Raw genomic sequence first — 21,390 nt, forward strand, 5'->3', positions numbered from 1 at the left:
GCAGGACATGGGGGCTTACGGCGGTGTCGATGGCCAAGGTGCGGCGCAGCTCCTCGATGATTTGCCAGAAACGGGCCCGGGTCATGGCCGTGCCCCGGCTGGTGACGAACAGGTACGAGCTGCGCCGGCGGCCGAGGAGAAGCGGCCGGTGCACGGTGGCATAGGTCTTGACCGCCTCCTGGGCCTCCTCGCCAAAAGGGACCAGTCGCTCCTTGTCCCCCTTGCCGCAGACCCGCAGGTAGCCTGCCGCCAGCTGGCAGGCGGTCAGGGGCAGGCGCACCAGCTCCGAGACCCGGAGCCCGGTGGCGTACAGAAGCTGGAGCATGGCATGGTTGCGGAAGGCCAGGCTGTCGGCGGCGCTGGCCGGTGGTGCCAGGAGGCGGTCCACCTCCTGGAGGCTCAGGACCTTGGGCAGGGGCCGGCGGGGCCGGGGGCAGTCGATCTCGGTGCACGGATCGGCGGCCACGATGCCTTCGGCCAGGAGCAGCCGGAAGAAGCCGCGCAGGGCGGCCAGCTTGCGGGCCTGGCTGCGGGGGGCCAAGCCCTGTTCGCGGCCCTGGCGCAGGTAGTCGCGGATGGAATCCGGCCCGACCGCGCCGGGCTCGGTGACGCCCGCTTTGGCCAGGGCCTGGCCGAACAGCATGAGGTCGCTGAGATAGGCCTGGACGGTGTTGGCGGCCAGGCGCCGCAGATCGGTGAGATGCAGGCGGTAGCGGTCGATGGCCGCGGCCAGGGCTGGCGGCAGGGCCGGGACAGGCAGAGGATCTCCCCGGCCGGGACTGGGGATGCCGGTGCCAGAGGCCATGGGCAGGTCAGATGGGCACCCGGCCGCAAAGGGCCGGCCATCTTCCCTGGGCGGGCCAGTCCCGAAAACAGGTACCCGGCGTCGAGCGCCGGGTACGGTGGGGCACCACGAGGGCTGGCGAAGGGAGGGCCAGGCCAGGGACCAGGGCTAGTGGTAGCCCATCTTGGCCCGCAGCTTGCGGAGCTTGCGCTTGGCCTCCGCCTGCTTGCGGCGCTTCTTGACGCTGGGCTTCTCGTAATACTCCCGCCGCTTCAGCTCCTTCTTGATGCCATCGAGCTGCAGCTTCTTCTTGAGCAGCCGGATGGCCTGCTCGATATCGCCACGGACCTCCACTTCGATTGCCATACCCGCTCCCGATCTGGTGTGCGTATCGCCCCGCCGGCGGCGCCGGAGCCGGAGCCAAGAGGATCAGCCGGTCCCAAACAAAGGCATTATATATACTGGCCGGCCGTCTGGGTGTCAAATTCTTTTCCCGCCCCCTTTGGGGTCAGCGGTTCATCAGGGAGAAGAACTCGGCATTGGAGCGGGTGCTCCGCATCTTGTCCAGAAGGAACTCCATGGCCTCCACCGGGTTCATGGGCGACAGGAGCTTCCTGAGGATCCAGATCCGGTTCAGCTCGTCCGGGGGCAGGATGAGATCCTCCCGCCGGGTGCCGGAGCGGTTGATGTCGATGGAGGGGAAGACCCGCTTGTCCGACAGCTTGCGGTCCAGGAGCAGCTCCATGTTGCCGGTGCCCTTGAACTCTTCGAAGATCACCTCGTCCATGCGGCTGCCGGTCTCGATGAGGGCGGTGGCGATGATGGTGAGGCTCCCCCCTTCCTCGATGTTGCGGGCCGCGCCGAAGAAGCGCTTCGGCCGATGCAGGGCATTGGAGTCGACGCCGCCGGACAGGATCTTGCCGGAAGGCGGCTGCACGGTGTTGTAGGCCCGGGCCAGGCGGGTGATGCTGTCGAGGAGGATGACCACGTCCCGTTTATGCTCCACCAGCCGTTTCGCCTTCTCGATCACCATCTCCGCCACCTGGATGTGGCGCTGGGGCGGCTCGTCGAAGGTGGAGCTGATCACCTCGGCGTCCACGTTCCTGGCCATGTCCGTCACCTCCTCGGGACGCTCGTCGATGAGGAGGACGATGAGCACGATCTCTTTGTGGTTGTGGGTGACGCTGTTGGCGATGTTCTGCAGGAGCACGGTCTTGCCGGTGCGGGGTGGGGCGACGATGAGTCCCCGCTGCCCCTTGCCGATCGGCGCCAGCATGTCCATGATCCGCATGGAGTAGTTGTCGTGGGCGTGCTCCAGCACGATGCGGGATTCAGGGTAGAGGGGGGTGAGGTTGTCGAACAGGATCTTGTCCCGGGCCACCTCCGATGGTCCGAAGTTGACCGCCTCCACCTTGAGCAGGGCGAAGTAGCGCTCTCCCTCCTTGGGAGGCCGGATCTGGCCCTCGATGGTATCGCCGGTGCGCAGGTTGAGGCGCCGGATCTGGGAAGGCGACACGTAGATGTCGTCCGGCCCGGGCAGGTAGTTGTAGTCCGGCGCCCGCAAGAAGCCGAAGCCGTCGGGCAGGATCTCGAGCACACCGCTGCCGTAGACCAGACCGTTCTTTTCGGTCTGGGCCTGGAGGATGGCGAAGATGAGCTCCTGCTTGCGCATGGAGCTGAAGCCCTCCACCCGGTATTCCTTGGCCAATCTGGTGAGCTCGTTGATCTTCTTCTCTTTGAGTTCGGCGAGATCCATCGAAAACCCTCTGTCTCCTGTCCTCGATAAGGTCCTGGGACCCGCGGCCCCAGGGCTGGGGGGCAGGTCGGTGAACGTGATGCCGGTCCGGTCAGAAGAGCGGACTCCGGCGAAAGGCCTTGGCGCCTGGCCAGCGGGCCGCTGGCACGCCCGGCAGTCGGTCCGGGCAGGACCGGCCGAAGCGACCAGGGGCAGGCGGCTGGTAACGGGACGATGCGTGGCGTTGTGCGAGCGGTGCGGCCGTGTTTGGAAATGGCAGTTGAAAGCCGGCGGCCACCAGGTTCACGCCCTGGGGGGCTGGTTCCGGCGGAGCCAAGGAGAAAACGTGTGGGCCTGTCTGTTACCTGCAGCGGTTGAAGGCCCGGGGCATCATGACAGCCCTTGGCGGACAGCCCGGCTCAAGCCGGAGGCCTCGCCTTGATCGGCTGGGATGACCGGCAGTGGCCATCCTTCACCTGGGAACGGGCAGGACAGGCTATGTCGCTTCAGGGGGTCGCCTGCGTGCAGGATGTCGCGGTATCTGGAAAAGCTGACTCTGTCCGGGGAAGAGGCAGGATGCTTCAGAACAATGCGTATCGATCACGCATCACCTCGAAGGATACTGGATGGCCCGCCGGCCTGTCAAGGGGATTTTCTGGCCGCCAGCCCGCCATGGCGGCCGCCCGCCGGTCCGGACCCCGGGAAGATCTTGCCGGGGTTCAGGATGTCTCGGGGGTCGAGCAAGGATTTGATGGCCTGCATCACCGATAAAGACACCGGATCCAGCTCCTGTCCGATGGAGGCGGCCTTGGTGATTCCTACCCCGTGCTCCCCGGACAGGGTGCCGCCCAGGGCCAGGACCTGGGTGAAGAGCCGTTTCTTGGCCGCCTCGGCCCGGTTCAGCTCCGCCGGGTCCTGGCGGTCCACCATGATGTTGACATGGATGTTGCCGTCGCCGGCATGCCCGAAGGTGAGGATGGCCAGGTCCAGCTCCCGGCCCAGGGCCTGGGCGAAAAGGACCAGGTCCGGGATGCGGCTGCGGGGCACCACCACATCCTCGGAGAGCTTGTCCGGCCGCAGCCGGAAGGCGGCCGGTGAGATCTCCCGCCGGGCCTGCCACAGGGCGCGGGCCTCGGTGCGGTCGCCGGCCCGCCGGAAGCCCAGCAGGCCGGGGGCGCTGGCCAGAAGCGCGCTCAGGTGCCTGGCCTCGGCGTCCACGGCTGCCGGCTCGCCGTCCAGCTCAACGAGGAGGAGGGCGGTGGTCGCTGCCGGCAGGGGCTCCGGCATGGCAGGTGCCACCAGCGCCACACAGGCCTGGTCCAGGTACTCCAGGGCGCAGGGCAGGATGCCGGCGTTCAGAATGCCGGCCACCAGCCGGGTGGTGGCGGCCAGGTCCTGGCCCAGGACGAGGAAGGTCTCCCGGCCGGCTGGCCGGGAGATCAGGCGCAGGATGATGCGAGTGATCACGCCCAGGGTGCCCTCCGAGCCCACGAAGAGGCGGGTGAGGTCATAGCCCACCACCCCCTTGGCGGTGCGCACGCCGGTCGGAAGAATCCGGCCGTCCGGCAGGACCACGGTGAGGCCCAGGACATAGTCCCGGGTCACGCCGTACTTGACCGCCCGTGGCCCGCCAGCGCACTCGGCCACATTGCCGCCGATGGTACAGAAATCGCTGCTGGCCGGGTCCGGCGGGTAGAAGAGCCCCCGGGCCTCCACCGCCCGGGCCAGGTCACCGGTGATCACCCCGGGCTCCACCACCGCCACCCCGTTGTCGGTGTCGATCTCCAGGATGCGGTTCAGGCGGCTCATGGCTAGGACCAGACCGCCGGCCACGGGCAGGGCGCCACCGGTCATGCCGGTGCCGGCACCCCGGGGCACCACCGGCAGACCTTCCTGGTGGGCGAGGGCCACGATGGCCGCCACCTGGGCCGTATCGGCCGGGAAGGCCACCGCGTCCGGCGGATACTCCAGCCGGCTGCCGTCGTACGCGTAGGTGAGAAGGTCCTCCGGAGCGACGCTCAGGTGCGGGGCGCCGACGATGGCGCGCAGCCGCGCCAGGATGGATGGCGAAAGAGACATGGCGCTGGTCAAGAAGCCGGGGCCGGCGGCCCGGACCGTGGGCCGGCGAAAAAGCCGTTGCCGGCGCCGGCCCAGTCAGTATCATTACCCGATCGAGTGGTGGACCGTTGTGGCCCGGGTGGACGGCAACGAGGCCGCCCGGAAACCGAAGTGGAGCTTGCCATGACCCGACAGCGACTGCGGGTGGCCCTCATTGCCGGCGGCACCTCCGGCGAGCGGGAGGTGTCATTGAAGGGGGCGGCCGGGGTGGAGCAGAGCCTCGATCCGGCCCGCTACGCGGTGCGGCGCTATGATCCGGCCTGCGATCTGCCCCGGCTGGCTGCCGAGGCCGGCGAGATCGACTTCGCCTTCATCCTCCTCCATGGCCCCCTGGGGGAGGACGGCACCATGCAGGGCTTCCTGGACCTTCTGGGCATCCCGTATCAGGGGGCCGGGGTTCTGGGCAGCGCCTTGGCCATGCACAAGGGTCTGGCCAAGCTCCTCTACCGGCAGGCCGGTCTGGCCGTCCCGGCGGGCCGGCTCCTGTGCCGGGGCCAGTCGGTCGATCCGGCGGCACTGGTGGCTGCCCTGGGCCTGCCCCTTTTCGTCAAGCCGGCCCGTCAGGGCTCGAGCCTCGGCATGAGCCGGGTGGGCCAGGCACAGGAGCTGCTGCCCGCTCTGGAGAAGGCCTGGGCCCTGGACCGGGAGGTGCTGGTGGAGGCCTTCATCCCGGGCCGGGAGATCACCGGCGGCGTCCTGGGCAACGACGAGCTGCTGGCCCTGCCCATCGTCGAGATCATCCCCGGGGATGGCTTCGCCTTCTTCGACTATGAGGCCAAATACCAGCCCGGCGCCTCCCGGGAGATCTGCCCGGCGGAGCTGCCGCCGGATCTGACCCGCCGGGCCCAGGCCTCGGCCCTCGCCGCCCACCGGGCTCTGCACCTGCGAGGCTACAGCCGCACCGACATGATCGTCCGCGGCGACGAGCTTGTCGTGCTTGAGACCAACACCATCCCCGGCATGACGCCGACCAGTCTCCTGCCCCAGGCCGCCGCGGCCGTCGGCCTGCCCTTCCCCGCCCTCCTGGACCGGCTCATCGCGCTGGGCCTGGAGGACCAGCCGCCCCGGGCGTAAGGCCCCGGGGGGTGCCGGCAGAGGGGAGAGATGGGAGTCATGGCAATGAGGGCCAGGGCCGCGCCGTTGACCACGGCGGCGCCGGTCTTGCCTGGGGCACCCCGCTAGCGGGCGAAGGGGTTGGCCAGGTAGGGGGCCAGCACCTCCGGCAGCCGTACCGTGCCGTCCGCCTGCTGGCCATTCTCCAGGATGGCGGCGAGGGTTCGGCCCACCGCCAGGCCGCTGCCGTTCAGGGTGTGGACCAGGCGGCTTTTCGTCTGGCCTTCCGGCCGGAAGCGGATGCCGCCCCGGCGGGCCTGGAAGGATTCGAAGTTGGAGCAGGAGGAGATCTCCCGGTAGCGGCCCTGGGCGGGCATCCAGACCTCGATGTCGTAGGTCTTGGCCGCGGAAAAGCCCAGATCCCCGGTGCACAGGCAGATCACCCGGTAGGGCAGGCCCAGGAGCTTGAGCACCTCGCAGGCGTCGTCCAGGAGCTCTTCCAGGCGCTGGTAGGACTCCTCCGGGGAAACAAGCCAGACCAGCTCCACCTTGTCGAACTGGTGCTGGCGGATGAGCCCCCGGGTGTCCTTGCCGTGGGAGCCGGCCTCGGAGCGGAAGCAGGGGGTATAGGCCACGTACTTCCTGGGCAGCTCGGCGGCGGCCAGGGTCTCGTCCCGGTGCAGGTTGGTCACCGGCACCTCGGCGGTGGGAATGAGGTAGAGATCCCAGTCGGCGATCCGGAAGAGATCGCCGGCGAACTTGGGCAGCTGGCCGGTGGCGGTCATGGTGGCGGCATTGACCAGGAAGGGGGGCAGCACCTCCAGGTAGCCGTGGCGGCCGATGTGCAAGTCCAGCATGAAGTTGATGAGGGCCCGCTCCAGCCGGGCCGCCAGGCCGGTCAATACCGCAAAGCGGGAGCCGGACAGCTTGGCCGCCCGCTCGAAGTCCAGGATGCCGAGATCAGCGCCGATCTCCCAGTGGGGCTTGGGGGGGAACGGGAATTCCGGCGGCGTCCCCCAGCGCCGGATCTCGACGTTGTCGTTCTCGTCCCGGCCGGGTGGCACCGTGTCGTGGGGCAGGTTGGGCAGATACATGACGATGCCGGACAGCTCCGCCTCGATGCCCGCCAGCTCGGCATCCAGGGCCTTGATCCGGTCGCTGGCCCCCCGCATCTCGGCAATGCGCGCTGCGGCGTCTTCGCCCCGCCGCTTGGCAGCGGCGATCTCCTCCGAGACCTGGTTGCGGCGGCCGCGCAAGGCCTCCGCCTCGGCCAGCAGGGCGCGGCGCCGGCCGTCCACGGCCGCGAATTCCTCGACGCGGGTGGCCATGCCCCGCAGGGCCAGCTTCTCTTGCACCAGGTCCAGATGGTCGCGAATGAACTTCAGCTCCAGCATGGGCGCACCAGGGATGGAAGGAGGGGATGGGCTCGATGGGACCGTTGCCAGGACGGACGCCGCCCCGGAGTGTAGCCCACTGGTGGGGCTTGGCGCAAGCCCCGGGCCGGCGTCGCGGCCCGGTTGGCTTCCGGCCGGCACCGCCGGCAGGACCGGAGGATGATGGCAGCACCATCTGACCAGCAGGAAGACCGCCGGGCGGCCCTGCGGCGCCGGGTCCTGGCCGCCCGGGACGCCCTGCCCGCGGCGGCGCGCCAGGAGAAGAGCCAGCTCATCGCCGAGCATTTGCTCGCCAGCCCGCTGCTGGCCGCGGCCAGGACGATCATGGCCTACGTCGCCTTCCGCAGCGAGGTGGCGACGTTGCCCCTGATCGCCGCCCTTTTGGCCGCCGGCCGGACGGTGGCCGTGCCCCGCACGCTCATCGCCGCCCGGAGGCTGGTCCCCCATCGCCTTGCCACGCCGGAGACCGACCTGGCCCCCGGCGCCTACGGCATTGGGGAGCCGGTGCCGGAGCGGACCCCGGTCCTGGACCCGGGGGGGATCGACCTCGTGCTCGTGCCCGGCAGCGTTTTCGATCCGGCCGGGGGGCGCCTGGGCTATGGCGGCGGCTTCTACGACCGCTTCCTGGCCCGGGACTGCCCGCGGGCGACGACCGTCGGCCTGGCCTTCGAGCTCCAGGTGGTGGCCCAGGTGCCCCTGCTGCCCCACGATCGCCGGCTGGATTACGTGGTCACCGAGACCAGGCTTCTGGGCGGCCTCCCCTGACCCCTTGGCGGGGCCGCACCCTGCGCATTGCGTCTGGATTTTTCCCTGGGCTATACTACAATCTGGCTTCGGCCCTCCCGCCCAGGCCGCACGCCGTCCAAGCATTCACCGGGTATCTTGCGCCCAGCCCATGCGTCGAACCGCGGTCTACAAGGATCCCATCTTTCTGGAGCACGAGCCTGGACCTGGCCATGTGGAGTCGCCGGCGCGGCTGGCGGTGATCTACGATTGGCTGGCCACCTCGCCCCTGGCTGGCCAACTGGTCTTCCCGGCGGTGCCGGCAGCGGCGCGGACGGTGGTGGCCCGCAACCACAGCGAGGCCCATATCCGCCGCATCGAGGCCACAGCGGGCCGCGCCTGGGACATCCTGGACCCGGATACCCAGACCTCGGAGCGCTCCTGCCAGGCAGCGTTCATGGCGGCCGGTGCGGTCACCGATGCGGTGCACCGGGTGGCGGCCGGGGAATTCGACAATGCCTTTGCCCTGGTGCGGCCACCGGGTCACCATGCCGAGCCGGAGCGGGCCATGGGCTTCTGCCTGTTCAACAACGTCGCCATCGCCGCCCACGCGGCCCTGGCCGAGCTGGGCCTGTCCCGGGTCCTCATCCTGGACTGGGACCTCCATCACGGCAACGGCACCCAGCGCTCCTTCTACGGCACCGATCAGGTCCTGTATTTTTCCACCCACCAGTATCCGTACTATCCCGGCAGCGGGGCAGTGGAGGAGCTGGGGGCCGGCGCCGGCCGGGGCTTCACCGTGAACGTGCCCTTGCCCGGTGGCCAGGGGGATGCGGCCTTCGCCACCATCCTCACCGAGCTCCTGGTGCCGGTAGCCCGCCAGTATCGGCCGGAGATGATCATCGTCTCGGCGGGCTTCGACATCTGCCTCCATGACCCCTTGGGGGCCATGCGGGTCACACCGGCAGGCTACCGGCTCATGACCCGGCTCCTGGTGGAGCTGGCGGCCGAGGTGGCGGGCGGGCGGCTGGTCCTGGCCTTGGAGGGGGGGTACGGTCTGGATGGCCTGCGGGATGGGGTGGCGGCGGTGCTGGCCGAGCTGTGCGGCCTGGACAACGAGCCGCTGCCAGCGGTGGCGGCCGCGCCGCCCCCAGCCGTCATCGAGCGGGTGAAGGCGGCTTTGCAGCCGTTCTGGCGTTTCGCATCCCCGGCCGGGTCTTGACCGGCCGTGACTCGCAAGGGGGAATCAAGGTGAGCTCCAAGATCCTTATCGCCGACGACGATGGGCTGATCCGGGACGCGGTGACCCGCATCCTGGAGATGTTCGGCCACGAGGTCGTCGCCTTCCCGGGCGGCCAGGGGGTGGTGGACTACCTGGACAACAACCGGGACTTCAGCCACCTGGCGGCCATCATCCTGGACATCAACATGCCGGGTATGGACGGCTTCGAGACCATGAAGGCGATCCGCCGCCAGACCGACGAGGTGCCGGTCCTGTTCCTCACCGGCGCCGGCTCCATGGAGTATGCGGTCAAGGCCATCAACCTGGGGGCCTACGACTTCATCTCCAAGCCCATCGAGGATCTCGATCTGTTCAACGTCAAGATCCAGCGGGCCATCGAGAAGCGCAGCTATGTCCTCCAGGAGAAGCTCTACAAGGTGACCCTGGAGAAGGAGGTGCTGGCCAAGACCCGGGAGCTGGCCGAGAAGAATGATCTCCTCCGCCAGTACAGCCGCAACCTGGAGATCTCCACGGTCAGCACCATCCTCTCCCTGCAGGCGGCCCTGGAAGCCAAGGACGAGTACACGGCCGGCCACACCACCCGGGTCACCGAGTATGCCCTCATGATCGGCCGGGCCATGCGCCTGCCGGACGAGGACATGACGGTGCTCGAGCGGGCCTGCGAGCTCCACGACATCGGCAAGCTGGTCATCGACGTCAGCTGCATCCAGAAGCCCGGGCCCCTGACCCCCGAGGAATGGCTCCTGGTCAAGAAGCATCCGGTGGTCGGGGAAAGCATCATCCGGCCCCTGACCTTCCTGGAGCGGGAGCGGACCGTCATCCGCCACCACCACGAGCGCCTGGACGGCAAAGGCTACCCGGATGGCCTGTCCGGCAACGATCTCGATCTTCTGACCCGCATCGTCATCGTGGCGGACAGCTTCGACGCCATGACCTCCAAGCGCAGCTACAAGGTCAACATGGGCCGCCCGGCGGCCTTTCACGAGCTGCGCGCCTGCTCCGGCACCCAGTTTGACCGGGGGGTGGTGGAGCTGTTCATCTCCCTCCTGCAGATCGCCGACAGCGCCTGAGTCGGCCCTAGATCGCCTCCCGCCCCCGTTCGCCGGTCCGCACCCGCACCACCTCTTCCACCGGCAGCACGAAGATCTTGCCGTCGCCGATCTTGTCGGTCTTGGCCGCCGCGCGGATGGTGTCCACCACCTCGCCCACCCGCTCCGCCTCGACCACGATCTCGATCTTGACCTTGGGGATGAAATCCACCACGTACTCCGCCCCCCGGTAGATCTCCTTGTGCCCTTTCTGGCGGCCGTAGCCCTTGACCTCGGAGACGGTCATACCCTTGACGCCGATGGTGTTCAGGGCCTCCTTGACGTCGTCCAGCTTGAACGGTTTGATGATCGCCTCGATCTTCTTCATGGGGCTCCTCACGGTGGATGGACAGGAAAGGCCGCTCGTTGGCTGGCCTGGCTTCGCCGCTCAACTTAGCGACGGCTGCCGCTTTTCTCAAGGGGTTTTCGTCCCCGGCCGCGGCGGCTTGGCTACCGGGCCGGGGATGGCACCAGCCCCAGCACCGGCTGCAGGTAGCGGCCGGTGGCCGAGGTCGGATGCGCGGCCACCGCCTCCGGCGTGCCGCAGGCGATGATCTCGCCTCCGGCCTGTCCGCCTTCGGGGCCCAGGTCGATCACCCAGTCGGCGGTCTTCACCACATCCAGGTTGTGCTCGATGATCACCACCGTGTTGCCGGCCGCAACCAGCCGGTCCAGGACGGCCAGCAGCTGGCGGATGTCCGCCGGGTGCAGGCCGGTGGTGGGCTCGTCCAGGATGTAAAGGGTGCGGCCGGTATCCCGGCGGGCCAGCTCCCGGGTGAGCTTGATCCGCTGGGCCTCGCCGCCGGAGAGTGTGGTGGAGGGCTGGCCGAGGCTGATGTAGCCCAGACCGACCTCGGCCAGGGCCCCCAGACGGCCGGCCACTGCTGGCACGTTGGCGAAGAAGGCGTGGGCCTCTTCCACGGACAGGGCCAGGACATCGGCGATGGAGCGGCCCCGGTAGGTGATCTCCAGGGTCTCCCGGTTGTAGCGGCGGCCCTGGCAGGTCTCGCAGGTGACGTGCATGTCCGGCAGGAAATGCATGGCGATCTCGATGACGCCGGCCCCCTCGCAGGCCTCGCAGCGGCCGCCCTTGAGGTTGAAGGAGAAGCGGCCGGCCTTGTAGCCCCGGGCCCGGGCCTCGGGCAGCTGGGCAAAGAGCTCCCGGATCGGGGTCAGGACCCCGGTGTAGGTGGCGGGGTTGGAGCGCGGCGTCCGGCCGATGGGGCTCTGGTCGATGTCGATGACCTTGTCCACCGCAGACAGCCCGGTGACGCGGTCGGCGGCGCCGGCCTGCTCCTTGCCGCCGTGCAGCTCGTTCATGGCGTGCCGGAAGAGGGTGTCCAGGACCAAAGAGCTCTTGCCGGAGCCGGAGACCCCGGTGACCGCGGTCATGAGGCCGACCGGGAAGCGGGCGGTGATCCCCTTGAGGTTGTTCGCCCGCGCCCCTTGCACGGCCAGCCATTTCTTGCCCGGGGGCCGGCGGCGGGGCGGCACCGGGATGGCCAGCCGGCCGGAGAGGTAGGCGCCGGTGAGGGAGCGCGGCTCGGCAAGAAGGCCGGGCACGCCACCGTTGTAGACCACCGCCCCGCCGTGGAGACCGGCGCCGGGCCCCATGTCCAGGACATGATCCGCCGCCAGGATGGTGTCGGCATCGTGCTCCACCACCACCACCGTGTTGCCCAGATCCCGGAGCCGCAGGAGGGTCTGGATCAGGCGCTCGTTGTCCCGCTGGTGCAGGCCGATGGAAGGCTCGTCCAGGACGTAGAGCACCCCGGCCAGGCGGGTGCCGATCTGGGTGGCCAGGCGGATGCGCTGGGCCTCACCGCCGGACAGGCTGCCGGCCGTCCGCTCCAGGGTCAGGTAGGTGAGCCCGACATCGGCCAGGAAGGTGAGGCGGTCGCGGATCTCTTTTAGCACCCGCTCGGCCACCGGCCGCTCCTGGGGGGTGAAGGGCAGGCCCGGCAGGAGGGCCAGCAGGCTGGCGATGTCCAGGCCCACCAGGCCCTGGATGGTCAAGTCGCCCACCTTGACCGCCAGGGCCTCCGGCCGCAGCCGGGCGCCCTGGCAGCTCGGGCAGGGCTGCTCGGTCAGGAAGCGGCCCAGCTCCTCGCGGATCACCGGCGAGGCGGTCTCCCGCAGGCGGCGCTCCAGGTTGGGGATGACGCCCTCGAAGGGCACGCTCATCTCGACCCGGCGGCCTTCCCGCTGGTAGACAGTGGGTACCGGCTCGCCGCCGCTGCCGGCCAGGATCACCTCCCGGGCCCGGTCGGCAAGCTTGCGCCAGGGGGTGTCCAGGGAAAAGCGGTAATGACGGGCCAGGGCGGCCAGGATCTGGCCGGTGAAGGTGCCGTCGTCCCGCAGGCGCCAGGGCGCCAGGGCCCCGGCGCGCAGGCTCAAGGTGGGATCCGGCACCACCCGGGCCGGGTCGAAGAAGCGCTTGGCGCCCAGGCCGCTGCACTCGGCACAGGCCCCCTTGGGGCTGTTGAAGGAGAACAGCTGGGGGGAGAGCTCCGGCAGGCTGGTGCCGCAGACCTTGCAGGCCGCGTGCTCCGAGAAGAGCTGCTCCTCATCGCTGTCCGGGAAGAGGGCCAGAAGAAAGCCCCCGGACAGGTGCACTGCGGTGGCCACCGAGTCCCCCAGACGGCGGGCCATGTCCGGCCGGAGCACCAGCCGATCCACCACCGCCTCGATGCGGTGACGCCGGTTCTTCTCCAGGCGGATCTCCTCCTCCAGGGCCCGGATGCTGCCGTCCACCCGGGCCCGGACAAAGCCTTCCCGCCGCAGCCGGGCGAAGAGCTCCAGGTGCTCGCCCTTCTTGCCGTCCACCAGCGGCGCCAGGAGCACCACCTTGGTGCCCGCCGGCCGGGCCAGCAGGCTGTCGGTCATGGCCTCGATGCTCTGGGCCGCGATGGGCCGGCCGCAGCTGGGGCAATGGGGCCGGCCGACCCGGGCGAACAGGAGGCGCAGGTAGTCGTAGATCTCGGTGACGGTGCCCACGGTGGAGCGGGGATTGTGGCTGGCGTTACGCTGCTCGATGGCCACCGCCGGCGACAGCCCTTCGATGCTGTCCACGTCCGGCTTGGCCATCTGCTCCAGGAACTGGCGGGCGTAGGTGGACAGGGATTCCACGTAGCGGCGCTGGCCCTCGGCATAGAGGGTGTCGAAGGCCAGGGTCGATTTGCCGGACCCGGACAGGCCGGTGAGGACCACCAGGGCATTCCGGGGCAGATCGACACTGATGTTCTTGAGATTGTGCATCCGGGCGCCCTGGATGCGGATCGCGCTGGGCTCCATGGCTCTCCATCAACCCTTGCGCGCCAGGCGGGCGGCGAAGAAGCCGTCGGTGTCGTGGCGGGCTGGCTCGGTGCGCAAAAGGCCCTGGCCATCCACCAGCTCGCGGGCCGGCGCCGGCAGCCAGGGCCGGGGATCATCCTGCCGGAAGCCGGGGTGCCGGGCCAAAAAGGCGGCCAGCACCTCCTCGTTCTCCTCGGGCTCGTGGGAGCAGGTGGCGTAGACCAGGACCCCACCCTCCGCGACCAGCGGGCCGGCCGCTTCCAGAAGCGCCAGCTGCTTAGCCTGGTAGCGGGCCAGATCCTCCGGCTGCCGGCGCCAGCGCAGATCCGGATGGCGCCGCAAGACCCCGGTGCCGGAGCAGGGGGCGTCGAGCAGCACCCCCTGAAAGCCTCCCTGGGGGAGGGTGCGGGCCTGCTCCTCCAGCCGTCCCGCCCGGATCTCCACCTCGGCCGTCAGGCCCAGGCGGCCGAGATTTTCGGCCAGGAGCCGCCGCCGGGCCGGCTCTGGCTCCACCGCGACGATCCGGCCGGCCGGCCCAGCCAGCTCGGCCAGCTGGGTGGTCTTGCCGCCCAGGCCGGCGCAGGCATCCAGGAAAGAGCCTCCGGGCACCGGCCCCAGGAGCAGCGGCACCAGCTGGGCCGCCTCGTCCTGGACCTGGAACAGTCCCTGGCTGTAGCCGGGCAGCTCCGGCACCGGCCCGGCGTCGGCCGGCAGGCGCACCGCCTGGGGGGCAAAGCGGCCCGGCGCGGCAGCGAGGCCGGCGGCAGCGAGGCTGGCCAGCAGCCGGCCGGCATCGCCACGCCTGCGGTTGGCCCGCAGGACGAGCGGCGCCGGCTGGTTGGCGGCCTGGCAGCGGCTGGCAGCGGCCTCTGGTCCCAGGGCGCGATGCCAGCGGGCCACCAGCCAGGCGGGCAGGCTTGCGGCCACCGCCAGGGCCTCGGTGGCCGGCAGACTGGCGGCCGGCTCTGGCAGAAGGGGGCGCTGGCGATCGACCTGCCGCAGCACCGCGTTGACGAAGCCGGCGGTGCGGTCAGCCAGGCCCAGGGCCTTGGCGGCCGCCACCGTCTCGTGCACCGCGGCAAAGGCCGGCACCCGATCGAGGAACAGGAGCTGGAAGAGGCCCAGGCGGAGGGCGGCCAAGGCCAGAGGGTCGAGGCGGGGCAGGGGCCGGCGGCAGAAGCGGGCCGCCAGCCAGTCCAGGTAGCCCTGGCGCTGGACCGCGCCGCTGGCCAGGCCGAAGGCCAGGCGCCGGTCCCGGTCGGCCAGGCTGCCGGCCCGGCCAAGATGGCGGTCGATGATCCGGTCCAGATCCGCCGGCCGGCGGCCCCATTCCCGGAGCACCGCCAGGGCGACGGCGCGGGGGCTCGGGCTCAGCACCGGCCCACCACCGCGGCGCAACGGCCGGTCTGCCGGTCCCGGCGAAAGGAAAAAAAGTCCTGGTCGCACACCGTGCAGACCCCGGCGCAGGCGATCCGTGACGGCGCCAGCCCGCAGGCCGTAAGCTGGCCGGCGCTGATCGCCCAGAAGTCGAAGCGGTCGCCGTCCAGCCGATACGGCCAGAAGCTGGCCGGCAGCTCGTCCCGAAAGCCCCGGAATTCGGCACAGCAGGGACCCAGCGACGGGCCGATGGCGGCCAGGAGATCCGCCGGCCGGCTGCCGAAGGCCTCGACCATGGCGGCCACCGTTGCCGGCAGGATGCCGGCCACCGAGCCCCGCCAGCCGGCATGGGCCAGGCCGACCGCCTGCCGCACCGGGTCCAGAAGAAAGACCGCCTGGCAGTCGGCACCCTGGATCATGATCCCCACCCCGGCGAGGTCCGTGACCAGGGCATCGAAGCCCGGGATCTCCCGGTCGTCGTCCGGCGCCTGCCGGAGCACCAGCACCCCGGCGCCGTGCACCTGGCCCAGGGAGACCAGACGAGGCAGGCCCAGGGCCTCCTTGAGCCGCTGGCGGTTGGCGGCAACGTTCTCCGGCCGGTCGCCCACCCCGAGGCCGACGTTCAACGAGCGCCAGGGATGGGGGCTGACGCCGCCCGGCCGGCCGAAGACCCCATGCCGGAAACCGGGCAGGCAAAGGCTGTCAAAAGCCAGGTGCAACAAGCCATCCGACAGGCGTTGCTGCAGGCAGCCGTGGCTCATGGCCGCCGGCTCTGGCCCTGCAACTTGTGCTGGCACATTGGGCTGAAACATTGTAAGAAGGAGCGATTATCCGCGGCCAGAGGGCCGTGCTGGCCGAGCGGGCCCGTGCAGCGACCGCCGGCATTGTCATCATCTGGCCGGGATGGCCCGGACCGACCCGGCAAAGGATACCCATGTATTTCCAAGACATCATCCTGGAATTGAGCCGATTCTGGGCCGCGCAGGGCTGTGTCATCATGCAGCCTTACGACATGGAGGTCGGGGCCGGCACCTTCCATCCGGCCACCCTCCTGCGCTCTCTGGGGCCGGAGCCGTGGAGCGCGGCCTATGTCCAGCCGTCCCGGCGGCCCACCGATGGCCGCTACGGCGAGAACCCCAACCGGCTGCAGCACTATTATCAGTACCAGGTGGTCATGAAGCCGTCGCCCCAGGACATCGTCGACCGCTACCTGGAAAGCCTCAGGGCCTTCGGCCTGGACCTTCTGGAGCACGATATCCGTTTCGTGGAGGACGACTGGGAGTCCCCGACCCTGGGGGCAGCGGGCCTGGGCTGGGAGGTGTGGCTGGACGGCATGGAGATCACCCAGTTCACCTATTTCCAGCTGGCCGGCTCCATCGAGCTTGCGCCGGTCACCGCCGAGATCACCTACGGCCTGGAGCGGATCGCCATGTATCTCCAGGGGGTGGACTCGGTCTACCAGATCCAGTGGACCAGGGGCGTCCGCTATGGTGATGTCCACCACCAGGGGGAGCGGGAGTTCTCGGCCTTCAACTTCGAGGAGGCCAACGTCGATCTTCTGGTCGGGCTGTTCAACGGCTTCGAGGCCGAGGCCGGGAGGCTGTTCGAGGCCGGCCTGATCCTGCCCGGCTACGATTACTGTCTCAAGTGCTCCCACACCTTCAACCTGCTGGACGCCCGCAAGGCGATCAGCGTCGCCGAGCGCACCCGCTACATTGCCCGGATCCGCAACCTGGCCCGGCGGGCCGCCGAGCTCTACGTCCAGCAGCGGGCGGCCATGGGTCACCCCTTGCTGGCGGCGCACGCCGTCTGATCGGGCCGGGGAGGGGAGGGGGCACAACGGCAAAGCCGGCTGGCGGGTGGCAAGACCCGGCGCACCCGGCTCGGCAAGGCAGGATGGCGGAAGTGCATGGGAATCGAACCCACCCACCGAGCTTTTCACCCGGTGCACCGGATTTGAAGTCCGGGAGGGCCACCAGTGCCCTTTCCACTTCCAAGGACGGATTCTACGGGCTACAATCCCGGAGCACAACCATTTTCTCGCGCCCCTGGCCTTCTCCGGGGCGTCTTACCAGCCTGACAAGGGAGCGTGACTGACTTTATGGACTGCAATCGGCTGAAGAGCTTGGTCAAGTCCTGGTATCTCCAGGTTCAGGACGAGGCCCTGGCACCGGCCCGCATGGTGGAGTTCATCGAAAAGCACATCCGCAGCTGCCAGGTCTGCCTGCGGGATCCGGACGTGCGTCTGGAAGTGGACCGGATTACCGAGATTGTTCTGCCGCCCTCCAAGGTCACCAAGGTGGTCAAGAAGGCCGATGAGCTGGAGGAGGTCGAGCCGGAAGAGACCGAAGCCGCGGGAGCGGAGGAGGGCGACGAGGATCTGGACGAGGGCGGCTTCGGCGAGGTGGTCGTCGCCGAGGAGGAGGGGCTGGAGGACGAGGAGGAAGAGGAGTACTGACCTCGCGCTGTTCCCGGTCACCACCTCTGAAAACAGCCGAGGCCGCAACCCCCTCAAGAGGGGTTGCGGCCTCGGCTGTTTATTTTGGTGGCGATGCAGGGACTTGAACCCCGGACACCGCGGATATGAGCCGCGTGCTCTCACCAACTGAGCTACATCGCCATGGGGTCCGGCAAAGAGGCCCTATATATGGTTGATTCGGGGGGCGTTGTCAAGAGCCAAGCGCCGGACTGGATATTCGATAGGCAAGAGGCCCAGTCAATTCGGCTTCGACAACGTGGGCCGCCAGGCGCCAACGGGGTGGGCGATGGGCCGCCCGCAGGGCGACGCATGCGTCGCCTGGTGCCTCGCAGCGGTGGGGAGCAGCGCCGGACACCAGCGTTGGCAGGCCCCCGATCGGTGGCGACGTGCGTCCGATGGATCCTCCCGTAGGGGCGACGCATGCGTCGCCCTCTGTGCGCCCGCTTGCAGGACCATCGCATCCAGCCTGGCGTCGACCTTGTCGAATATCCAGACCCGGAGCCGGCTATGGCTCCTCGGGGGTTGCTTCGATTCCCATGCTCCCATTGAGAGCCATGAGAGCCATGAGAGCCATGAGAGCCATGAGAGCCATGGGAGCTATGGGAGTCATGGGAGTCATGGGACGGCGGCGCCGGGCGTACGGGCGCGGCTGAGCTCTGGTGCCACGGCGGCGGCCATGGCGGCTTCGTCGAGGCTGCGGCCCAGGAAGGCATTCACCGCGGCGGCGGTGGCGGCGGGCTGAGCCAGGGTGTCCTGGAAGGAGACCGGCAGCCAGGGGATACCCCGGCCGGTCAGGGTGGCCTGCACCTGGGCCACCTGCTGGCCAAAGGCGGCGGCCAGCTCGGCCGGCGCCAGTCTGGCCCCTTTGCGGCCCTGGTCCGCCAGCAGCCGGGCCTGGGATGCCAGGACCTCTTCGCTGCCCCGCTCCATGAAGATCACCCGGTAGGCGGGGCCTTCCGGCAGGAACGGCAGGAGCTGGGCGACGATCTTCACCGCCCGGCCCTGGGCCTGGGGCAGCCAGCTGGCATCCCGGGCCAGGCGGGCGGCCGGGGCGAATTCGAAGTAGCCCCGGGCGTTGTGGTCGTCCGCCGGCCGCTGGCCATCGGTGAGCGGTGCCAGGCCGCCGGCGGCCAGCATCTGCATCATCATCGAGGTGCCAGAGCGGGGCAGGCCGGAAACGATGGTGATGACCTCGCGGCCGGCAGCCAGCGGCGGGAGCGGGGCGGGGGCCGGATAGGCCGGGCGCTCCGGCCGGCGGACTCGGGCCTGGGCCTGGCGCCGCTCCCGCCGCCGGGCCCGGATGGCCTCGTCGATGAGGGTCAGGTGGCGGGCCGCCTCCAGGGGCGCGTTGAGGTGCCGGGTGTAAAGATCCACCAGGCGGCGGTGGGCGCCGATCAGGCGGGGCGCCTGCCGGACCGCCACCCGGAAGGCGGCCGCAGCCTCGGCATGGCGGCCCAGGCGCACGAGGGCCTGGCCCAGGAGAAAATGGGCCAGGGGGTTGTGGTGCAACAGGCCCACCGATTCCAGGGCCGCCGTGGCCGCCTCTTCCGGCCGCCGGGCCCTTAAGTGCAGCCGGGCCAGGCCCTGGTGGGCCGCGGCCGAGTCCGGATCCCGTTCCAGGGCCCGGGCATAGGCCCGCTGGGCCGCGGCCAGCCGGCCCAGCCGCACCAGGGCATCCCCGAGGCCGACCAGGGTCTCCGGCCGCTGGGGGTCCCGGTCCAGGGCGGCCTGGAAGGCGGCGGCCGCAGGCTCAGGCTGGCGCTGGGCAAAGAGGATCCGGCCCCGGAGGTAGTCCAGAGCCGGCGGCGGCGCCGGGGGCTCGGTGGCGCCCGGCGGCGGCGCGGCCCCGGGCTCGCCGGCCGCGCCCCCTTCCTCGGCCTTCTTGTTCTGGCGCTTCTGCCACAGCCGGTGCCAGCCGGCGACCAGCCGCTGGTGCACCGCCGCGGCCCCATCCGCATCGCCGGCGCCCAGGAGGGCGTTGGCCTGGTAGATGCCGAAGCGCAGCTCGTCCGGATCGTCGGCAAAAAGCCTGGTCAGGATGGGCAACGCCTCCTGGTAGAGGCCCTTGTTGAGGTGCACCCGGGCCAGATAGTACTGGGACTCCCGCAGGGAGATCTCCAGGGACCGGGCCGCGCTCTCCCCGGGCCCGTCCACATAGCCCAGGTCCGCCAACTGGCGCATGGCCTCGCCGGCTACCCAGGGGTCCAGGGCCTGGCTGGCCTCCGGTCGCATGCCGCAGTCGCCGGCCACCGCCTCCCAGGAGGGGATGGTGGCCACCGCCGGCGGGTCGCGGAAGGCCTGGGTCAGGACCTTGCCGTCCATGTCCTGGCCCACCGGCAGGCCAAAGAGGGCGAGGATGGTGGGGGCGATGTCCAGGAGGGAGGAGCCGAAGACCAGCTCGTCTTCCCGGAGGCCCGGGCCGGCCATGACCAACACCCCCAGCTCCCGGTGCTCGTATGCCGGGCCGGCCGGCTCGTTGGGGATGCGGGTCGGCCGCAGGTGGTCCGGGTGGAAGCCGTGGTCCGAGCAGAGGAGGACCGTGGTCTCGGGACCGGCCAGCTCCAGAAGCCGGGCCAGCATCATGTCATGCAGCCGGTAGCCGGCCTCCACCACACCGCTGTACAGCTCGAAGGAGCGCTCGTCCACACCCGGCCGCAGCGGGGGGTGGTAGCGCATGAAGCCGTGGCAGAAATGGTCCACGGCATCGTAGTAGACGGCCATGAAGTCCCAGGGGATCTCGACCATGATGCCGGTGGCGGCGGCGTGGATGGACGCGGCCTCGGCGATGATCCGGGCCACCGCCCCCAGCCGCCGGTCCTTCTCCTGGTCGATCTCCGCGGCCTTGGGCACGAAGGGCAGGAGGTGCTGGCCGGAAAGCTCCTCCGGGTGCACCCGGAGGGCGCCCAAGGCCTCTGCCAGCTCCGGCGGCTGGACGGCGCCTTGCGGCAGGGGCCAGGGCTGGTCGATGGGGCCGGCGATCCTGTGGAAGAAGTTGGAGACGGCGACCCCCCGCAGGGGCTCGGCAGGATGGCTGGGCCACCAGCCCACGACATGGGTGCGGAGCCCTGCCTGCATGAGGATGTTCCAGACCGCCTTGGCCTTGCGGCTCGATCCCAGGACCGGCTGGATGCCGGTGCCGTCCGGCCGGGGCTGGGTGAAATTGAGGATGCCATGCTTGTCGGCGGTCTTGCCGGTGGCGATGGAGGTCCACAGCATGGGGGACATGGGCGGGTCCAGGGTGGCGAGGTTGCCCCGCACCCCCCGGTTGATCAGGCCCTCCAGGGCCGGCATCTTGCCGGCATCCAGGAGGGGATCGATGACCCGCCAGTCGGCGGCATCCCAGCCGATGAGCAGCAGGCGGCGGTTGGCGGCAGCAGGCATGTCAGACGGTGCTCCAGGTCATGGGCGCAGACCGTTCCGCTGGATGGATGGGGCGCCGATCAGGGCGGGCACGCTTACAGGAGATCCTCAAAGGCAGGCAAGGTCAGGCGTGCCTGCTTGAGGATCTGGGCCAGGGTTGAGCGCTTGATGGGGCTGTGAGCGGGGACGGTGAGCTTGAGGGTCTCGCTGGTGGTGTGCTTGTGCAGGCGGATATGACTGCCCCGCTGCCGGACGACCACCCAGCCCGCCCGCTGCAGGGCGCGGACGACGGCAGTGAACGGCAGGCTGCTGGGAATTCTGCTCACAGGGCCAGCTCGACACGCTTGGCCTGCGGACCGGCGACCAGTTCGTCATCCACGGGCTCCAGATAGAGGGCTATCGCCTCGCGGATGTTGGACAAGGCCTCCTCCTCGGTATCCCCCTCGCTGATGCACCCGGGGAGGGAGGGGACGTGCACGGTGAAGCCGCCTTCATCGCTGGCTTCGAGAACCACGATCAGCTGCATGGGGCTGCCCTCTTGACAAGAGATGGAAGACAAGAAGAACTCGGGCCGGCTGAAGAGCTGTCCCTTCGGCAGGGTGCTGGCCGGCTTGAACCCCGGTCAGGGCTCCTCCGGCGCCACCCTGTCCGGGACAGCGAAGCAGGGCACCGGCTCGCCGGCCTGCCGGCGGGCCTGGCGCCAGGCCACTATCCCCACGGCGCCCAGGGCCAAAAGACCGAG

18 protein-coding genes and 2 tRNA genes are annotated in these 21,390 nt (G+C 69.9%); 6 read left to right on the forward strand and 14 right to left on the reverse strand.

Annotation, left to right across the window (positions count from 1 at the left end):
* From AB1634_10845 to AB1634_10860, 4 genes are all read right to left on the reverse strand, one after another.
* Positions 1 to 805: tyrosine-type recombinase/integrase (locus tag AB1634_10845; GenBank protein ID MEW6220016.1), on the reverse strand; the 805-nt coding region annotated here is incomplete at its 3' end.
* 147 nt (positions 806 to 952) lie between these two features.
* On the reverse strand, positions 953 to 1,144 hold the full coding sequence (gene rpsU / locus AB1634_10850) for a 30S ribosomal protein S21 (protein MEW6220017.1): 192 nt from the start codon (positions 1,142 to 1,144) through the stop codon (positions 953 to 955).
* A 148-nt stretch (positions 1,145 to 1,292) separates the two neighbouring features.
* Entirely contained in the window at positions 1,293 to 2,540 is a 1,248-nt protein-coding gene (gene rho, locus AB1634_10855) for a transcription termination factor Rho (protein MEW6220018.1), read from the reverse strand.
* Between the two features lie 621 nt (positions 2,541 to 3,161).
* On the reverse strand, positions 3,162 to 4,598 hold the full coding sequence (locus AB1634_10860; protein ID MEW6220019.1) for an FAD-linked oxidase C-terminal domain-containing protein: 1,437 nt from the start codon (positions 4,596 to 4,598) through the stop codon (positions 3,162 to 3,164).
* Positions 4,599 to 4,760: 162 nt separating this feature from the next.
* Here AB1634_10860 and AB1634_10865 point away from each other — a divergent pair, with 162 nt between their 5' ends.
* The gene (locus AB1634_10865; protein ID MEW6220020.1) at positions 4,761 to 5,711 is read left to right on the forward strand and encodes a D-alanine--D-alanine ligase; all 951 of its coding nucleotides are present in this window, start codon (positions 4,761 to 4,763) and stop codon (positions 5,709 to 5,711) included.
* Between the two features lie 104 nt (positions 5,712 to 5,815).
* Here AB1634_10865 and serS read toward each other — a convergent pair whose 3' ends face one another.
* On the reverse strand, positions 5,816 to 7,084 hold the full coding sequence (gene serS, locus AB1634_10870; GenBank protein MEW6220021.1) for a serine--tRNA ligase: 1,269 nt from the start codon (positions 7,082 to 7,084) through the stop codon (positions 5,816 to 5,818).
* Positions 7,085 to 7,243: 159 nt separating this feature from the next.
* On the opposite strand from serS, the gene AB1634_10875 reads away from it, so the two are divergent.
* The 3 genes from AB1634_10875 to AB1634_10885 all read left to right on the forward strand — a co-directional run bounded on the left by AB1634_10875 (position 7,244) and on the right by AB1634_10885 (position 10,120).
* On the forward strand, positions 7,244 to 7,849 hold the full coding sequence (locus tag AB1634_10875; GenBank protein MEW6220022.1) for a 5-formyltetrahydrofolate cyclo-ligase: 606 nt from the start codon (positions 7,244 to 7,246) through the stop codon (positions 7,847 to 7,849).
* 130 nt (positions 7,850 to 7,979) lie between these two features.
* Complete coding sequence (locus AB1634_10880; GenBank protein ID MEW6220023.1) at positions 7,980 to 9,029, forward strand: histone deacetylase; 1,050 nt, start codon at positions 7,980 to 7,982, stop codon at positions 9,027 to 9,029.
* Positions 9,030 to 9,058: 29 nt separating this feature from the next.
* Positions 9,059 to 10,120: an HD domain-containing phosphohydrolase gene (locus AB1634_10885; protein MEW6220024.1), complete on the forward strand. Its 1,062-nt coding sequence runs from the start codon at positions 9,059 to 9,061 to the stop codon at positions 10,118 to 10,120.
* Between the two features lie 7 nt (positions 10,121 to 10,127).
* Here AB1634_10885 and AB1634_10890 read toward each other — a convergent pair whose 3' ends face one another.
* From AB1634_10890 to pgeF, 4 genes are all read right to left on the reverse strand, one after another.
* Positions 10,128 to 10,466 (reverse strand): P-II family nitrogen regulator, encoded by a 339-nt coding sequence (locus tag AB1634_10890; GenBank protein MEW6220025.1) that lies wholly within the window; start codon positions 10,464 to 10,466, stop codon positions 10,128 to 10,130.
* Positions 10,467 to 10,588: 122 nt separating this feature from the next.
* Positions 10,589 to 13,432, reverse strand: a complete 2,844-nt coding sequence (uvrA, locus tag AB1634_10895) for an excinuclease ABC subunit UvrA (GenBank protein ID MEW6220026.1) — start codon at positions 13,430 to 13,432, stop codon at positions 10,589 to 10,591.
* Positions 13,433 to 13,441: 9 nt separating this feature from the next.
* Positions 13,442 to 14,809 (reverse strand): 16S rRNA (cytosine(967)-C(5))-methyltransferase RsmB, encoded by a 1,368-nt coding sequence (gene rsmB, locus AB1634_10900; protein MEW6220027.1) that lies wholly within the window; start codon positions 14,807 to 14,809, stop codon positions 13,442 to 13,444.
* Positions 14,803 to 15,570 (reverse strand): peptidoglycan editing factor PgeF, encoded by a 768-nt coding sequence (pgeF, locus tag AB1634_10905; GenBank protein ID MEW6220028.1) that lies wholly within the window; start codon positions 15,568 to 15,570, stop codon positions 14,803 to 14,805. The genes rsmB and pgeF overlap by 7 nt, the downstream gene beginning before the upstream one ends.
* Before the next feature lie 173 nt (positions 15,571 to 15,743).
* On the opposite strand from pgeF, the gene glyQ reads away from it, so the two are divergent.
* Positions 15,744 to 16,622 (forward strand): glycine--tRNA ligase subunit alpha, encoded by an 879-nt coding sequence (gene glyQ / locus AB1634_10910; GenBank protein ID MEW6220029.1) that lies wholly within the window; start codon positions 15,744 to 15,746, stop codon positions 16,620 to 16,622.
* Positions 16,623 to 16,706: 84 nt separating this feature from the next.
* Here glyQ and AB1634_10915 read toward each other — a convergent pair.
* Positions 16,707 to 16,804, reverse strand: a tRNA-Sec gene (locus AB1634_10915).
* A gap of 106 nt (positions 16,805 to 16,910) precedes the next feature.
* On the opposite strand from AB1634_10915, the gene AB1634_10920 reads away from it, so the two are divergent.
* Complete coding sequence (locus tag AB1634_10920; protein ID MEW6220030.1) at positions 16,911 to 17,267, forward strand: hypothetical protein; 357 nt, start codon at positions 16,911 to 16,913, stop codon at positions 17,265 to 17,267.
* Between the two features lie 85 nt (positions 17,268 to 17,352).
* Here the strand turns inward: AB1634_10920 and AB1634_10925 are convergent.
* The 4 genes from AB1634_10925 to AB1634_10940 all read right to left on the reverse strand — a co-directional run bounded on the left by AB1634_10925 (position 17,353) and on the right by AB1634_10940 (position 21,174).
* A tRNA-Met gene (locus AB1634_10925) sits at positions 17,353 to 17,429 on the reverse strand.
* Between the two features lie 474 nt (positions 17,430 to 17,903).
* Positions 17,904 to 20,669, reverse strand: coding sequence for an alkaline phosphatase family protein (locus tag AB1634_10930; GenBank protein MEW6220031.1), 2,766 nt, complete (start codon positions 20,667 to 20,669; stop codon positions 17,904 to 17,906).
* 74 nt (positions 20,670 to 20,743) lie between these two features.
* Entirely contained in the window at positions 20,744 to 20,974 is a 231-nt protein-coding gene (locus AB1634_10935; GenBank protein ID MEW6220032.1) for a type II toxin-antitoxin system HicA family toxin, read from the reverse strand.
* Entirely contained in the window at positions 20,971 to 21,174 is a 204-nt protein-coding gene (locus tag AB1634_10940) for a type II toxin-antitoxin system HicB family antitoxin (protein MEW6220033.1), read from the reverse strand. The genes AB1634_10935 and AB1634_10940 overlap by 4 nt, the downstream gene beginning before the upstream one ends.
* Between the last annotated feature and the right edge of the window lie 216 nt (positions 21,175 to 21,390).

The sequence above is a fragment of the Thermodesulfobacteriota bacterium genome (genome assembly GCA_040755095.1).
Lineage (GTDB): Bacteria > Desulfobacterota > Desulfobulbia > Desulfobulbales > JBFMBH01 > JBFMBH01.

What these genes read in the sequence shown, in the direction of transcription:
- glyQ (MEW6220029.1), top strand. Translation starts at nt 15,744, where the DNA reads ATGTATTTCCAAGACATCATCCTGGAATTGAGCCGATTCTGGGCCGCG.
- AB1634_10940 (MEW6220033.1), bottom strand. Translation starts at nt 21,174, where the DNA reads ATGCAGCTGATCGTGGTTCTCGAAGCCAGCGATGAAGGCGGCTTCACC.
- pgeF (MEW6220028.1), bottom strand. Translation starts at nt 15,570, where the DNA reads ATGAGCCACGGCTGCCTGCAGCAACGCCTGTCGGATGGCTTGTTGCAC.
- serS (MEW6220021.1), bottom strand. Translation starts at nt 7,084, where the DNA reads ATGCTGGAGCTGAAGTTCATTCGCGACCATCTGGACCTGGTGCAAGAG.
- rho (MEW6220018.1), bottom strand. Translation starts at nt 2,540, where the DNA reads ATGGATCTCGCCGAACTCAAAGAGAAGAAGATCAACGAGCTCACCAGA.
- AB1634_10865 (MEW6220020.1), top strand. Translation starts at nt 4,761, where the DNA reads ATGACCCGACAGCGACTGCGGGTGGCCCTCATTGCCGGCGGCACCTCC.
- AB1634_10920 (MEW6220030.1), top strand. Translation starts at nt 16,911, where the DNA reads ATGGACTGCAATCGGCTGAAGAGCTTGGTCAAGTCCTGGTATCTCCAG.
- AB1634_10880 (MEW6220023.1), top strand. Translation starts at nt 7,980, where the DNA reads ATGCGTCGAACCGCGGTCTACAAGGATCCCATCTTTCTGGAGCACGAG.
- AB1634_10890 (MEW6220025.1), bottom strand. Translation starts at nt 10,466, where the DNA reads ATGAAGAAGATCGAGGCGATCATCAAACCGTTCAAGCTGGACGACGTC.
- AB1634_10860 (MEW6220019.1), bottom strand. Translation starts at nt 4,598, where the DNA reads ATGTCTCTTTCGCCATCCATCCTGGCGCGGCTGCGCGCCATCGTCGGC.
- uvrA (MEW6220026.1), bottom strand. Translation starts at nt 13,432, where the DNA reads ATGGAGCCCAGCGCGATCCGCATCCAGGGCGCCCGGATGCACAATCTC.
- AB1634_10930 (MEW6220031.1), bottom strand. Translation starts at nt 20,669, where the DNA reads ATGCCTGCTGCCGCCAACCGCCGCCTGCTGCTCATCGGCTGGGATGCC.
- AB1634_10875 (MEW6220022.1), top strand. Translation starts at nt 7,244, where the DNA reads ATGATGGCAGCACCATCTGACCAGCAGGAAGACCGCCGGGCGGCCCTG.